The sequence below is a fragment of the Caballeronia sp. S22 genome, from assembly GCF_964261745.1.
Classification (GTDB): domain Bacteria; phylum Pseudomonadota; class Gammaproteobacteria; order Burkholderiales; family Burkholderiaceae; genus Caballeronia; species Caballeronia jiangsuensis.
Genome location: NZ_OZ180039.1, coordinates 1,115,061 through 1,128,806 on the forward strand (window position 1 = coordinate 1,115,061; position 13,746 = coordinate 1,128,806).

The window sequence follows — 13,746 nt, forward strand, 5'->3', positions numbered from 1 at the left end:
TCTGGTTCTTATCGCAGTTTTGCGTCGAAGAAGCGCACTATGTCGGCGTTGAAGCGTTCATGGAACGCCGACCGGTCAAAGCCTGGCGCGCTCGTGCAGATAGCGGGCGCCTTGCGCATCAGACGCGCGCTGCAGGGCGGCAGGAAGTCGTAGTGTCCAGCATTAGCGATGACGTGATACTCCGGCGCTTGCGGCAGGTTCGCGCGCACCGCTTCGTCATAGAAAGGGTTCGGCTGATGATGATCGTCGGCGGCCCGCCAAAGCTGGATCGGGATGCGCACGTCTTTCAGGCCCGCGGGTCCGAAGGTGAAGCCGAAAGCCGGAGCCGCGATGACCGCCGCCTTGATGCGGGCGTCCGGCACCCAGGCGTCGGCCGGCACGTTCGCGCCGACATCAGGATCGACGCCGGCATGCTGAAGCGTCTGGCATAAGTCGTGATCCGGATGCGCGCGGCAATACGGCGCGATCGCGGAGAGATTCGGCACGCCGCCAGCAGCCACGAGCACGGTGAAGCCGCCGTTCGAGAAACCAAATGCACCGACGCGCGCCGGATCGAGATGCTCGCGGCCGCGCCACTGTGCGAGCATGTAATCGATCAGGCGGTGAAGCTGGACCGGGCGACGCCATATCTCCAGAACGTGCGTCTGGTCGTCGAACGTGTCACCCGCGTGGCTCACCGCCGCTGCGACGAAACCCGCATGAGCCAGCGCGAGGGCCGTATCGTAATGGCTGTCATACGAGCCGCCGCCACCGTGCGACATCACGATCAGCGATAACCCGTTGCCCGCGATCGTCTTCGCAGGGTCGCCCGAGGCCGGTGTATCGGTGGGATACCAGATGCCGACGATCAGCGGCGGTTCCGTGCCGTTCGCGATCCTGACTTCCTCGAAGCCGACATCGGCTGCGAAAGACGGCGTGGCAAGAAGCGCGAGAACGAGCGCAAACGCGGTGACGGCAGCGAATCTCATGACGGTCGGTCTCCTCGTCCGTTCGCCGAAGGAATGGCTGATGTTAGAGCATTCGCAAGCCGACGATGCCGCATCGCCGAACCGCTTTTACGTCATGCCGGACCACGGACAGGTACTCGTAAACTCACGCTGTTACGATCGTGCCTCTTTCATCTCCAAGACAACGAACTCATGAAAAAGGCTGTTCTCGCCGTATTGGCCGCTGGCATGGCATTCTTTTCGGTCGCTCCGGCTTTCGCTGCTTCGCATCATCATGAACCGGTCTGCCACAAGGTGCGCGTGCATCATCACTGGGAACGCCACTGCAAGTAAGCGCGTTGCGCCGCTGAAAGCAAAGAGCCCCGTCGCGGATACTGACGGGGCTCTTTTTTTCCGATGCGACGCTTCAGGGAACGCGCGCCACCGACACGGCCGCGCTCGACGACTCCCATCCCAAGCCCAGACTCTTCTGTAGCGACACGAAATCCTTCAGCAATTCAGCCTGCGCGGCCACCACGTCCTGTTGCGCGGCGAACTGCGTGCGCTGCGCATCGAGCAGATCGATGAGCGTCGATACACCCGCCGTGTAACGCTGTCGCACGAGCGTGGCCGATCGCTCCGCCGATGCCTGAACCTGCTGAAGCCGCACCACATGTTCACGCTGATTGCCGTATCGCGACAACGACGAATTGGCGTCCTTCAGTGCGCCGAGCACGGTCTTCTCGTAGCGCGCTTCGGCTTCGTCGCGCGCGGCTTCGGCGGCATCGACATTCGCCGCCGTGCGCCCGAAGTCGAACAGATTCCATTGCAGATACGGCACGCCGACCCACGAGAAATTCTGCTTGCGCAGCAAATGGCCCGGGTTCGACGCCGAAAAGCCGATATCGCCGAGCAAGGACACCTTCGGGAAATAGTCCGCGACGTGCTCGCCGATCTGCGCATTGCTCGACGCGAGACGCCGTTCGGCGGCGCGGATATCGGGGCGCTGTTGCAGCATCGTCGCCGGATCGCCGATCGGCACCGACGACGGCAGCGCGGGCAGCGGTGCACGCGCGCCGAGTTCGGCATCGAGCGCGCCGGGCGTGCGGCCGGTCAGCACGGCGAGTTGATCGAGCGAATCGGTGATCTGCACCTGCAGCGGCACGAGCGTCGCGCGCGTCGTATCGACCTGCGTGGTGAGGCGTTCGACATCGACTTCCGCCGCCGTGCCGCGCGCGCGGCGCTGCTCGGTGAGCGTGAGCATCTGCTGCTGATACTCGGCCGTGTGTTCGGCGAGCGCGAGCCGTTCCTGCTGATCGCGCAGGTCGATGTACGCCGAGGCCACTTCCGCCGCGAGCGACACGCGCGCGTCGGAAAGATCCGCGTCTACGGCGTCGGCTTCGTCCGATGCCGCTTCGATCGCGCGGCGCGTGCCGCCGAAGAGATCGATTTCCCAGGAGGCGTCGAAGCCCACGGTATAGAAATCGACGGGACCGCGTCCGCTCGATGCCGGCGCGCCCTGATCGCCCGACGACGAGCCGAAGATCGACGTATCCGGCGAACGCGTGCGCAGCGCCGCCGCCGAAGCCGACACCTTGGGCAACTCGTTGGCGCGCTGTCCGCTCAGTTGCGAGCGCGACTGGCGCAAACGCGCCCGTGCCATCTTGAGGTCGGGATTGTGCGCGAACGCGGCATCGATCAACGTGTTCAATTGTTGATCGTCGAGCGCCTGCCACCATGTAGCGGGCGCGTGCGTCGCGACGACGCCCCGCGCCGGGGCGCGCACGAACGCGCCGCTCTTCGCGGCGTCGGGCGCGACATCCGGCGCGCCGTGATAGTCGGGGCCGACCGTGCACGCGGCGAGCGCGAGCGCGGCCAACGGAAGCAGACAGGTGAAGCGGGAAGGAAACATCGTCGAAAGATTCATGACATCAGTGGCCGGCGGACGGCATCTCGCCGGCCTGCGCGCGCGGCGTCTTGAGAAGAAGCGCGAGCGGCAGACACGCGAGCAGCGCGATGGCCAGCACGTAAAAGGTTTCGGAGTAGGTCATGACGATGGCCTGCTGGCCGATCTGCATCGACAACTGGCCGAGCGCCTGCATCTTCGCGTGGGCGATGTCGCCGCCTTGCGCCGCGAAGTTCGCCGCGCTCGCCGCAATGCGCTCCTGACCGATCACGGAGTTCGCCGTCAGCGATTCGCGGATCGCCGCCGTATGAAAATCGTTGCGACGATCGATCACGGTGCCGAGGATCGCGAGACCCACCGAGCCGCCGAGGTTGCGCGCCATGTTGTAGAGGCCGGCGGCATCGCCGGATTCCTCGCGCGATACCGCGGCCATCGACGCCTGATTGAGCGGCATCATCGCGAGCATCTGGCCGAAGCCGCGCAGGATTTGCGACCAGAAGAAATCGTGCCCGACGCTCTGCGCGGTGAGCGAGATATCGAGCAGGCAGCTCGCCGCGAAGAACAGCAGACCCGTGATGACGAGCACGCGAAAATCCACCTTGCCGAGCAGACGCGGCAGCACCGGCATGATGAGAAACGCGGGCACGCCCGACACGAGCATGATCGCGCCGGACTGCAACGCGTTGTAGCCCGCGACGATGCTCAGGAACTGCGGTAGCAAAAACGATACGCAATAAAGCCCCGCGCCCACGGCGAACACGATCAGGATCACGCTCGCGTAGCGCGGATTGCGCAAGAGCGAGAGCCGCACGATCGGCTTCTTCGCGACGAACTGCGAAAGGGCGATCAACAGGAAGCCGAACGCGGTGACGCAGGTGAGCATCACGATCTCGCCCGATTCGAACCATTGATTGCGCTGGCCTTCTTCCAGCACGACGGTGAGTGAGCTCAGACCGATCGCCAGTCCCGCGATGCCGATCCAGTCGGCTTTCAGGAACGCCTCCCAGTGCGACTTCTCGGCTGGCAGCCCGGTGATGAGCAGCGCGACGAGCGCGATGCCCACCGGCACGTTCACGAAGAAGCACCACGACCACGAGATATTCTCCGCGAGCCAGCCGCCGAGCACGGGGCCGAGCAGCGGCCCGAGCAGCACGATCAGGCCGAAGATCGTCATGCCGACCGGCATCTGCTCGCGCGGCAGCCGCGTGCGGATGATGGTCTGCGCGGTCGGGATCATCGCGCCGCCGGTGAAGCCCTGGCCGATGCGGCCCGCGACCATCATCGGCAGGGAATTCGAGAGGCCGCACATCACCGAGAACAGCGTGAACAGCACCGCGTTGCCGAGCAGGAAATTGCGCAGGCCGAACACGCGGGTGAGCCACGCGGCGAGCGGGATCATCACGATTTCCGACATCAGGTAGCCGGTCGAGATCCAGGTGCCTTCGGTGCCGGTCGCGCCGATCTCGCCCTGGATCTGCGGCCGCGCGGAGTTGGTGATGGAGATATCGAGCGTGGCCATCAGCGCGCCGAGCGCGCCGGCCGTGACCGCGATCCAGTCGACGGCGCTCGCGCGTGCGTGCGCTTCAGTCATGGCGATTCTCTGCGGCGACGCGCTTGCTGTCGTCGGTGGCGGCTTTCGTATCGACATCGACCGTCACCGACAATCCCGGCAGCAGCACCTTGCGCGTTTCCGGACCGGTATCGACGCGAATGCGCACCGGCACGCGCTGCACGATCTTCGTGAAGTTGCCGGTCGCGTTCTCGGGCGGCAGCAGCGCGAACTGCGCGCCGGTGCCGGGCGCGAAGCTCTCGACGACGCCGTGCAGATCCGTGCCCTTGAGCGCATCGACATGCAGCGTCGCCGGCTGGCCGATACGCATGCGGCCCACTTGCGTTTCCTTGAAGTTCGCTTCGAGATACAGCGACTGGACCGGCACGACCGTCATCAGCCGCGTGCCGGGCTGCACGTACTGGCCGACGCGCATCGTGCGGTCGCCCACGCGGCCCGCGACCGGACTCACGAGCGTCGTGTCGTCGAGATCGAGCTTCGACTGGTTGAGCTGCGCTTGCGCCGCTTCCATCTGCGCGCGGGCCTGCGCGATCTGCGCTTCGGTCGCGCCGATCTGCATCGTGGCGGAGCGCGCGGCGGCGAGATTCGCGGCGAGCGTGGCGCGCGCCTTATCGCGTGTCGACACGAGGCTCGCGAGGCGCTCGGCGGTTTCCGCGCCGGTCGCGACGAGCGGACGGTAGCGGGTCACGTCGTCCTCCGCATGGGCGAGACTCACGCGCGACACGTCGGCCTGCGCCTTCGCCTGTTCGGCGTTCGCGTGCTGTTGCTTCAGCTCGGCTTCCGCGCGCTGGATATCGGCGGCGCGCGCGTCGAGCGTCGCTTTCGCCTGATCGAGCGATGCCTGATACTGCCGCGTATCGAGGCGCGCGAGCGGTGCGCCCGCCGCGACGGACTGATTGTCTTCGACCAGCACTTCCGTGATGTAGCCGCTCACCTTGGGCGCGATGGTCACGCTGTCGGCCTTGAGATAAGCGTCGTCGGTGGTTTCGACGAAGCGGCCGACGGTCCACCAGCGCAGGCCCCACGCAACGCCGGCGACGACCGCGACGATGCCGATCGCGATCAGCACGCGCTTGCGTGACGTTTTGCCTTGGGCGGCGTCAGCGGATTGGTCGCCGTGCGTGGGCGCTGTGACTGACATGATTTCTCCGGGATTGCTTGCGCTACCGCCTGCGTGCGGTAGTCTTCGATGAATACGAGACGGTGAGCGCATTTGCTGCGTGTTCGATACACGCGGCGCGCTCGCCAAACTAGACGATGGCGTCTAGTATGCACGAATCTAGACGATTGCGTCTAGTTTCGCCCGTGCCAGGAGAGACGATGAAGAAGCCTCGCGCCGACAACGAAAGCGAGTTGCAAGATCAGGAGCGCGGCAGCACTGCGCGTTCGCCGCTGCAGGCGCGCGGGCGGGCGCGCATCGAGGCCGTGCTCGACGCGACCGCCGAGCTGATCGTGGAGAAAGGTCTTGAGGGCGTGACGATGCACGGCGTCGCCCGGCGCGCACAGACGCCGATCGGCTCGATGTATCACTTCTTTCCGGATCGCGACAGCCTGCTCGCCGCGCTGTGGGATCGTCACGCGGCGGCGCTCGACGAACTCGAAGATGAGCTCGGACGGATCGATAGCGAAACGTGGCGGGGGCTATCGGCGGAAGCGGTGATCGATCGCATCATGACGCCGCATATCGAATACTTCGAGCGCAAGACCGACTTTCTGATCCTGATGTCGGTCATGCCGCACGACGAAGCGAAAAAGAAGCGCAAGTCCGGCATGATGAGAAAGGTGATCGACGCACGCATGCCCGGCGTGAAGGCGTCCGAGCGCGAACTTTACGTGGAGATGCTCCATGCGCTCGCGGGCGGCGCGCTGGCCGTCAAGTTGCGTCCGGCGATGCGCGACGTGCAGTTGGCGCGCCGCTATCTGCGCGAAGTCAAGCGCGCGCTGGCCGCGTATCTGGCGGCGGTGGAGGCGGCGGTTCTCAAGTGACGCTTGGATAACACGAAAATTCGGAATCCGAAGTAAATCAGACTTCCGCGTGCTTGCGAATCTGCCGTGTCATGAACTCGCTCGAATCGACATCGTCCGGAGACAGCGAACGGCCACACGCTTCACATGCAGGCGTGTTATCGGCGAAGAGGCGGTCGGCGCCTTGGTAGTGACCAGTGTCCGACAGGCCTTCCAGCGTCGCGCGATACCAGTGTGACTGTCCATCGTCGTAGATGCGTTCCACAATCGAGCCGCGATGCCCGCAAGGGCAATTCACGTGTGTGATGATGCCGACTTTCATGCATGCCTCGATATTATTGGCGAAGCGTTGAAGTGCGCGATGCGCCCGGCAAGCGTGCTAATGGACAAACGGACGCAACGCATGTACCTGACTTCATCGATTTGGCAGGCGATCGCATAACGAGTTCATTCCGCGTGCAAGGAGTGGCGAAAATAAGCGTCATCCGCTCAGTAGCGGGTCGAGTCGGGTGGAAAGGACTTTCGCAGCGCGCTTGCTTGTTTCGTCTTGAAGAGACGTCGGCGGCATCGGTTGGATTCATCAAAATTTCGCTATACAAAATCCTTAAACCGCGTAGGATGGATGAATCCAGCGAGTGGCAATCAATTCGTAGCATCCGATAGCGCTCTAGCGCCGGCCCCGAACGGGATCAGCCTCAGATCGGAGACCGTGCAACGCGGTCGATCGTGTCACCTTGCCGATACTGCTCTACGCCCCCTTACTACACTGCCGCCTGTGCGCGGTCCGAGATCATTTGATGACAGTCGAAAACCGCCTATATCGTGGCCTGGAAATATGCCCGCTCGTCTTTTCGCATCGGCCGGCCGGCGCCAGTCACGCATACAGCCAGGACGATGGATTCGATGCTGCCGTGCGTATTCAGGAACCATCGGCGGAAATGGGTATGTCGCGCAGCCGTGTATTCAAGATCAGCGCGGGCGAGCCGTTTCAGAGTGCAGGCGACGCGCGTCGCGCATCGATCGCCTACGCCGAGCAGATGATCGATAAGTGCCCGCAGGCGCGGACGTTCCTTGACTAGCGCTACGAACACGCTTCGCAGCGCCGACGATGACCTGCCGTCGCAAACGGCAAGGGGAAGCATGATGCAAGCCGATACCCGCAACATTCGCATCGATCCGACGCCGCGCCGCGCCGATGGCGAATATATGGCGCATGCACGCATCTGCGCCGACCGTGCGGACGGCAGCGTAATGGATGTCTTCGTCAGTGGCGATCTTGCCGGCTTCGACCGCCGTGACGACGCCGTCGCGTTCGCGGCGAACTGGGCGCGCCAGTGGCTTGAAGTCCGGTTCGGTTGAATCGACCTCGGTAGATTGACATGCCGTGATTTCGTCTGCGCAGGCCGCCGCGCCTCCTAACGTCTCACATTGGCAAAAGAAGCTGATTGTGGAGCGAGGATGGCCGGTTCACGTCGAAAAGAAAGCACTGAAGATCTGGGCACGGACGCGCAGAATGTCCGCGTCGCTACAGCGAAAAAGGGCAAGCCGGCCGTTGCGGACGCATTGCAACCAGACCGGCAACGACGCGCCGACGAACAGCAGCGTGCGGTACGCGCGTTGATCCGTGTTGCCAGGGATCAAGGTTTCGTCACGCATGCGCAAATCAATGATCATTTACCTGGCGATCTCGCGCAGCCGTCCGTGCTCGATGATGTTTCGCGCACGTTCCTCGAAATGGGCGTGGCGGTCTACGAACAGGTTCCCGACACCGAAACGCTGTTGCTCGGCGACGCAGTCCCGGTCGTCGCGCTCGATGATCAGTCGGAAGAAGACGCCGAAGTCGCGCTCTCGACTGTCGATGCCGAATTCGGCCGCACGACCGATCCCGTGCGCATGTACATGCGCGAGATGGGTGCTAAGCAACTGCTGACGCGCGCGGCCGAAGTGAAAATTGCGCAGCGGATCGAAGAGAGCATCAACGAGATGATTCAGGCCATCGCGGCCTGTCCTCCCACTATCTCGATGATCCTCGCGAGCGCGCGGCAGGTCGCGGAGAACGAGCTTGGCATCGATGAACTGATCGACGGTATCGATGACCAGACGATGCCGTCGGAGATCGATAAACCCGAGCGTGCCGACGATGAACGCGATCCCGAAGCCGAGGACGAAGCGAACCGCGTGCGGCTGACGCAACTCAAGAACGACGCACTCGCGCTCTTCGCGCGGGTGGAAGAATGCGTCGATCAATTGCGCGAAGCGGGCACGACCAGTGTTCCGGGCGCTCACGACACCATTCGAAAAGAGCTTGCGCGCGTGCGCTTCACGACGCGCACAGTGGATCGCGCCTGCAACGACATTCAGCAGCGGCTGGTGCACGTGCGTCAGATTGAACGGCGAATTTCCGGCATTGCCATCGACCGGTGCGGCATGCCGCGCGAGCAGTTCATCGCATCGTTTCCGGGTCACGAGACCGATCTCGACTGGACCGCGAAAACCGCCGCGACATCGCGCGACTATGGTGCATCGCTGGAACGCAGCCTGCCTGCCATTCAGGCCGAGCAATGCCGTCTGATCGAGCTCGAACGGCACGCCGCGATGCCGGTTCAGCGCCTGGAGCAAATCGGCCGGCAACTGCTCGCGGCCGAATCCCGCATGCGGCACGCGAAGAACGAGATGATCGAAGCCAATCTGCGCCTCGTGATCTCGATCGCCAAGAAATACGTGAATCGCGGCGTTCACTTTCTCGACCTCGTTCAAGAGGGCAACATCGGCTTGATGAAGGCCGTCGACAAGTTCGAATACAGGCGCGGCTGGAAATTCTCGACGTACGCGACGTGGTGGGTTCGTCAGGCGGTCACGCGAGCCGTCGCGGACCAGGCGCGCACGATTCGCGTGCCTGTGCATATGGTCGAGACGATCAACAAGCTCAACCGCATTTCAAGCGAGATTCTGCAGCAGACCGGCAAGCCCGCGCAGCCCGCGGTGCTGGCCGAGCGCATGGAGTTGCCCGAGGCACGCATCGGCAGCATTCAGAAAATGGCCATGCGCCTGATCTCGCTCGAAACACCGGCGAACGATGACGCCGATGCGACGCTCGGCGACCTGATCGAGGATTCGAACGCGGAATCGCCGCTCGATGCCGTCGTGCGCGCCAGCTTACGCGTTGCCATCGACGATGCGTTGAGCGCGCTCACGCCGCGCGAAGCACGCGTTTTGCGCATGCGCTTCGGCATCGACATGCTGAGCGAATTCACGCTCGGCGAGCTAGGCACGCATCTGGGTGTGTCGCGCGAACGCATCCGGCAGATCGAGAGTCAGGCCATCCGCAAACTGATGCATCCGCGACGCGCGGATAAACTGCGCTCGTTTCTCGATCACTAGTCGAGTCGGTTTTCCGTGAGGCTCATGAGGACATCGGCGTACCAGGCGCTGTTGAGGCCGAGCGATTCGTCCACGTGCAGATCGCGCGTGGTCATGTCGATGGTCGATGAATGTATGCCGAGCAGCCGCCACGGAAGCGCGCACGACGCGGCGCTTTCATCGGCCGGATGGCGGCTTATCACGACGGGCGCGCCGCTCGTGCCGCGGTGCGTGCGCGCATCGGTGATGAAGCAGCCTTTGCCCTGAAACCGCAGCCCGAATGCGGACGCGATGATGCCCTGTCTCACCACCGGCAGATGATGCAGCGAGTCGTGAAAGCCCAGCGGAAAGCCGACGATCAGCACGGAAGCGCCAATCGGCATTGCGTCGCTGGATGCGGGGAGATGCTCGGGACGAAACGCGGCGAACACGGCCGTGAGCGGCAACTGATGGCGGGGGACTTCGAGCACGGCGACATCGATCTCGCCGCCCGTGTCCGATGCCTGACGCCACAGGCTCATGCCCGCGTCGTATAGCGGCAGCGATGCCCACGCCGACGCGCCCAGATTGTCGCGATCCACATGCAGCTCGATTTCGATGCGATCGGGGAAATGCTGGCTGGCCGCATCCACCAGCACATGACGGCTCGTGACGAGAAAGAGGCGCTCTCCGCGCGCGAAGAAAAAGCCGCTCGCGTTGGTGAGATGACGTGTTTGCACGAACGTGCGCACCCGCACGGCCGTGAGCAAAAGGGCTTCGACCGTGGGCTTGCGCGCGGCGTCAGGCTCGTTGGGCAAATTCGGATTGGCGCTGTTTCCCGCGAGGAAGATTCGCAGCGCGTCGTGCTGCGGATACTGATCGTGCAGGCTGTTTTCCGACAGGAACTCTGCGACGGGCTTGTCCGAAACAGAACCGCCGGACGCCTCGTTTGGCACGTGCCGGACAACGGCATTCGCGCCATCGCTAAGGAGCCATCTGTCGCCGTTCGAGCTGCGATAGAACTCGGTCGTATGCATTGCCGTGGTGTCCTGGTGACGCGAAATTTGCAGCGTCACCGTTGTCCACGCGACCGCTTAAAAACTTGGGTCGCTTCAGGCGCGGCGGTCGCCGGGGAGATGCGGATCGAATACCGCCTCGAGCGTGAATCCACCATACGCACCTCGCCCAAAGCGGTCAAGGTATTTCAGGCAACGTGAAGGAGACCGGGTCGCGATGCGCTTGCGCCTCGGTCATGCACTATCCCCGGGTGTCGATCCAGTCCTTCGCCCAGCGATGCGCGTAAGCGATGGCCTCGACTTCTTTCGAGAAATAGCCGACGGAATAAAAGGTGTACTGCGATTCGGAAGAACGAATATTTTTGCGGTCGACAGACACGTTTGCCGAAAACGTCCGGTCCGGCAGACGGTGTGCGGTCGCTTGTACCGCGTAACCGTGATAACTCTGAATGGATGCCATTAGATTTTATATTTTTTTGGGCGCTGATACTTACGTTCAAACGCAACGAATGAGAAAAGAGTGCGCGCGATATATCACCGAGCGATGTCGGGACTTGCGGCAATGAAGAGGGTGAGGGAGGGAAGCGGAAAAACCAGAGGGGAACGGGATCCGCACAACGGACCCCGTGACGCTGCGATTAGAGCGGCTTGATGTTCGAGGCTTGCATGCCCTTCGGGCCGCGCTTCGTTTCGAAGCTCACCTTCTGACCTTCGACCAGGGTCTTGAAACCGTCGGCGCGAATTTCGGAGAAGTGCGCGAACAGATCATCGCCGCCGTTATCCGGGGTAATGAAGCCGAAGCCCTTGGTGTCATTGAACCATTTAACGATGCCGTTATCCATGAAAAATCCTTGAGAATCTGATGTGGGTGTTGAACGAGAGAAGCATCAAGGAGGGAGTGGACAACGAATTCCGGCACTAAAACGGACTATTGATGAGCAGCAGTCGACTTCTTGAACTTCGGCTGCAATCATACCAAACCCGTACGAAATGGTCAACTATTAGTCAGTTTTAGTGCGGATACGTGACGGGAAGACGCTCCGGCCACGCCCCTCGGCGGCGCTGCGCTTCCTCATCCGACAATTCGGATAATTAATGATTGACGTCCGCACGCAGCCAGGCAGAAGCTTGCGGAAATAATTCGTAATGGAGCCTCCGGTCTGAATACGCGCTGAAAATATATTTCCTTCCGCCATGCGCAAGCCTGCATGGTCTCGAAAAAACGGAGAAGAGAATGAGAAGGATACGAGGGCTGGTTCTGGCGATATCTTCAGGAGTATTGATTACCGGATGCGGCGGCGACGCCGGCTCCGATGCAGCGGTCACAAACGGAAAGAGCGCGACTGGTCAGCCAGCGGCGCAGCAGGAAGCCGCAACCAAGGGTTACGCGTTGTCGACGGTCATCTGGGACCGCGTTCCCATCGGCGTTTGCTGGAACATGAACAACGCCGATTTCGCGCGATACTCCGCAGAACGGAACTGGAGCCGCCTCGCGGTTCAGGAAACCTGGGAGCAGAATTCGGGCGTGCGGTTCACGGGATGGCAGCAATGCACGAACGATCCGAACTACTACGGCGTGCGGATCACCGTCGAGGACATTGCCGCGAGCGGACCGCATACCGTCGGCCTGGGCGCGATGCTGAACAACGTCGCAGGCGGAATGGCGCTCGATTTCACCTTCAGGAACTGGAGTCCGAGTTGCCAGGGACGCGAGGAATATTGCATTCGCCGGGTTGCCGCGCATGAATTCGGCCACGCGCTGGGCTTCGCGCACGAGCAGAACCGGCCCGACACGCCTTCGGCATGCATCGAGCCCGCGCAAGGCACCTCGGGCGATACGATGATCGGCAATTGGGATCTCGCATCGATCATGAACTACTGCAATCCCAACTGGAACGGCGACGGCAAGCTAAGCGCCACCGACATCGAAATGGTGCAGAAGTACTACGGACCTCCCCGGGTCAGCGAAACCGTGTACACGTTGACGCGCGCCCAGGCTCCGGCTCAGGTCACCGCGTACGATTTCGCTTCGCGCACAGCGAAGGCATCGATCGATCTTTCATTGACGGGCGACTACAAGCAGGTCGATCAAATGTTCGCCAGCGTCGATGGGAAGCGGCTGCACGTGCTTCTGGAGAGAAGTCCGACATCGCTCGATCTCGCCACGATCGATACCGCGACCAACAAGGTGCTGCACGTCACGCCCATCGGGCCGCTGCTGACGACTTCCACGGGTTATAGCTTCCAGCCCGCGACGGATGGAAAGCAGGTCTATCTGTCGAACAGGAATGTCATCAGCGTCATCGACACCGACTCGGGGGCGCTGCTCAGAAAGATGGTGCTGCCCGAGGACTACAGCGTCATCAAGCTGGTAACGGCGAAGAATGACGATCAATACCTCTTCGCGCTCGCGAACGCGCCGGGGACGAAGCTGGAAGTGCTTCGCATCGAGGCGGCCAGCGGGTTCATCGTGGGCGGCTATCCGGCGGGTTCGGCGTCGAGCACCATGAACGATGAATTCACCGTAACCGCCGATGCGAAAAAGGCCTATTTCGTGACCTTCGCGTCGTTTGCAGCCGCGGGCAGTCTGACGGAAATGGATCTGGAGAGCGGCATCTGGCGCGTGCTGACCGATCTGCCGGAGAAGAAGCCGAAATTCCTCACGGCAATCGGTAACGGGCAGATTCTTTTCGCCGATGACAATGCGACGAGCCCGAGCGCGATCATCCTCTATGACGTGGCGAGCAGAGCGAAGACGACGTTGCTGACATCGCCGATCCTCGTGGGATACATGCAATTCGATCCGACGTCCGGGTCCGTTCTCCTCGAACGGAGTGACACGTGGTCCGTCAATCAGTTGAAGCAGCGTTCGGACGGAAAATATCGAAGCACCGACCTCGGGCTGCGGTCATTCACGAGCGGTACGGTGTCGAGCGGCGTCGCGCCCTTCGTGGTGGTGACGCGTTGATTCGTAGGACATAAAGGAGGAATCCGCACCACCGATAGCACAGTGAGGAAAACACG

General features: G+C 62.4%; 14 protein-coding genes. 5 read left to right on the forward strand and 9 right to left on the reverse strand.

The features are described from left to right. Window positions 1-8: 8 nt before the first annotated feature. From ACEN42_RS36870 to ACEN42_RS36885, 4 genes are all read right to left on the reverse strand, one after another. The gene (locus tag ACEN42_RS36870; protein WP_371882525.1) at window positions 9-968 is read right to left on the reverse strand and encodes an alpha/beta hydrolase family protein; all 960 of its coding nucleotides are present in this window, start codon (window positions 966-968) and stop codon (window positions 9-11) included. A gap of 385 nt (window positions 969-1,353) precedes the next feature. Next, the gene (locus tag ACEN42_RS36875; protein ID WP_371882526.1) at window positions 1,354-2,853 is read right to left on the reverse strand and encodes an efflux transporter outer membrane subunit; all 1,500 of its coding nucleotides are present in this window, start codon (window positions 2,851-2,853) and stop codon (window positions 1,354-1,356) included. Window positions 2,854-2,857: 4 nt separating this feature from the next. After that, the gene (locus ACEN42_RS36880) at window positions 2,858-4,423 is read right to left on the reverse strand and encodes an MDR family MFS transporter (protein WP_371882527.1); all 1,566 of its coding nucleotides are present in this window, start codon (window positions 4,421-4,423) and stop codon (window positions 2,858-2,860) included. Continuing rightward, window positions 4,416-5,543: an HlyD family secretion protein gene (locus ACEN42_RS36885; RefSeq protein ID WP_371882528.1), complete on the reverse strand. Its 1,128-nt coding sequence runs from the start codon at window positions 5,541-5,543 to the stop codon at window positions 4,416-4,418. Before ACEN42_RS36885 ends, ACEN42_RS36880 begins: the two co-directional genes overlap by 8 nt. Window positions 5,544-5,722: 179 nt before the next feature. On the opposite strand from ACEN42_RS36885, the gene ACEN42_RS36890 reads away from it, so the two are divergent. Beyond that, the gene (locus tag ACEN42_RS36890) at window positions 5,723-6,388 is read left to right on the forward strand and encodes a TetR/AcrR family transcriptional regulator (protein WP_371882529.1); all 666 of its coding nucleotides are present in this window, start codon (window positions 5,723-5,725) and stop codon (window positions 6,386-6,388) included. Window positions 6,389-6,425: 37 nt separating this feature from the next. Here ACEN42_RS36890 and ACEN42_RS36895 read toward each other — a convergent pair whose 3' ends face one another. Then, a complete protein-coding gene (locus ACEN42_RS36895; protein ID WP_187609229.1) occupies window positions 6,426-6,689 on the reverse strand; it encodes a hypothetical protein in 264 nt (87 codons plus the stop codon). A gap of 475 nt (window positions 6,690-7,164) precedes the next feature. Here ACEN42_RS36895 and ACEN42_RS36900 point away from each other — a divergent pair, with 475 nt between their 5' ends. Continuing rightward, window positions 7,165-7,446: a hypothetical protein gene (locus ACEN42_RS36900; RefSeq protein WP_238289517.1), complete on the forward strand. Its 282-nt coding sequence runs from the start codon at window positions 7,165-7,167 to the stop codon at window positions 7,444-7,446. A 64-nt stretch (window positions 7,447-7,510) separates the two neighbouring features. Beyond that, window positions 7,511-7,726, forward strand: coding sequence for a hypothetical protein (locus tag ACEN42_RS36905; RefSeq protein ID WP_035499201.1), 216 nt, complete (start codon window positions 7,511-7,513; stop codon window positions 7,724-7,726). A gap of 108 nt (window positions 7,727-7,834) precedes the next feature. Here the strand turns inward: ACEN42_RS36905 and ACEN42_RS36910 are convergent, their stop codons facing one another. Next, the gene (locus ACEN42_RS36910; protein WP_371883244.1) at window positions 7,835-8,041 is read right to left on the reverse strand and encodes a hypothetical protein; all 207 of its coding nucleotides are present in this window, start codon (window positions 8,039-8,041) and stop codon (window positions 7,835-7,837) included. On the opposite strand from ACEN42_RS36910, the gene rpoD reads away from it, so the two are divergent. After that, entirely contained in the window at window positions 7,985-9,748 is a 1,764-nt protein-coding gene (gene rpoD, locus ACEN42_RS36915; protein WP_371883197.1) for an RNA polymerase sigma factor RpoD, read from the forward strand. The genes ACEN42_RS36910 and rpoD overlap by 57 nt on opposite strands. Here rpoD and ACEN42_RS36920 read toward each other — a convergent pair. From ACEN42_RS36920 to ACEN42_RS36930, 3 genes are all read right to left on the reverse strand, one after another. Then, the gene (locus ACEN42_RS36920) at window positions 9,745-10,743 is read right to left on the reverse strand and encodes a serine protease (protein ID WP_309296214.1); all 999 of its coding nucleotides are present in this window, start codon (window positions 10,741-10,743) and stop codon (window positions 9,745-9,747) included. The two genes, rpoD and ACEN42_RS36920, sit on opposite strands and share 4 nt — an antisense overlap. Window positions 10,744-10,963: 220 nt before the next feature. Continuing rightward, window positions 10,964-11,182, reverse strand: a complete 219-nt coding sequence (locus tag ACEN42_RS36925) for a hypothetical protein (RefSeq protein WP_035499089.1) — start codon at window positions 11,180-11,182, stop codon at window positions 10,964-10,966. Between the two features lie 178 nt (window positions 11,183-11,360). Then, a complete protein-coding gene (locus ACEN42_RS36930; RefSeq protein ID WP_035499088.1) occupies window positions 11,361-11,564 on the reverse strand; it encodes a cold-shock protein in 204 nt (67 codons plus the stop codon). A 392-nt stretch (window positions 11,565-11,956) separates the two neighbouring features. Between ACEN42_RS36930 and ACEN42_RS36935 the strand changes: the two genes are divergently transcribed. Continuing rightward, window positions 11,957-13,690, forward strand: coding sequence for a M57 family metalloprotease (locus ACEN42_RS36935; protein WP_371882530.1), 1,734 nt, complete (start codon window positions 11,957-11,959; stop codon window positions 13,688-13,690). Window positions 13,691-13,746 lie beyond the last annotated feature (56 nt).

Excerpts from the sequence above, each read along its gene's own strand:
- ACEN42_RS36910 (WP_371883244.1), bottom strand. The coding sequence starts at position 8,041 with ATGATCATTGATTTGCGCATGCGTGACGAAACCTTGATCCCTGGCAAC.
- ACEN42_RS36920 (WP_309296214.1), bottom strand. The coding sequence starts at position 10,743 with ATGCATACGACCGAGTTCTATCGCAGCTCGAACGGCGACAGATGGCTC.
- ACEN42_RS36875 (WP_371882526.1), bottom strand. The coding sequence starts at position 2,853 with ATGAATCTTTCGACGATGTTTCCTTCCCGCTTCACCTGTCTGCTTCCG.
- ACEN42_RS36885 (WP_371882528.1), bottom strand. The coding sequence starts at position 5,543 with ATGTCAGTCACAGCGCCCACGCACGGCGACCAATCCGCTGACGCCGCC.
- ACEN42_RS36900 (WP_238289517.1), top strand. The coding sequence starts at position 7,165 with ATGACAGTCGAAAACCGCCTATATCGTGGCCTGGAAATATGCCCGCTC.
- ACEN42_RS36905 (WP_035499201.1), top strand. The coding sequence starts at position 7,511 with ATGCAAGCCGATACCCGCAACATTCGCATCGATCCGACGCCGCGCCGC.
- ACEN42_RS36935 (WP_371882530.1), top strand. The coding sequence starts at position 11,957 with ATGAGAAGGATACGAGGGCTGGTTCTGGCGATATCTTCAGGAGTATTG.
- ACEN42_RS36890 (WP_371882529.1), top strand. The coding sequence starts at position 5,723 with ATGAAGAAGCCTCGCGCCGACAACGAAAGCGAGTTGCAAGATCAGGAG.
- ACEN42_RS36880 (WP_371882527.1), bottom strand. The coding sequence starts at position 4,423 with ATGACTGAAGCGCACGCACGCGCGAGCGCCGTCGACTGGATCGCGGTC.
- ACEN42_RS36925 (WP_035499089.1), bottom strand. The coding sequence starts at position 11,182 with ATGGCATCCATTCAGAGTTATCACGGTTACGCGGTACAAGCGACCGCA.
- ACEN42_RS36895 (WP_187609229.1), bottom strand. The coding sequence starts at position 6,689 with ATGAAAGTCGGCATCATCACACACGTGAATTGCCCTTGCGGGCATCGC.
- ACEN42_RS36870 (WP_371882525.1), bottom strand. The coding sequence starts at position 968 with ATGAGATTCGCTGCCGTCACCGCGTTTGCGCTCGTTCTCGCGCTTCTT.
- ACEN42_RS36930 (WP_035499088.1), bottom strand. The coding sequence starts at position 11,564 with ATGGATAACGGCATCGTTAAATGGTTCAATGACACCAAGGGCTTCGGC.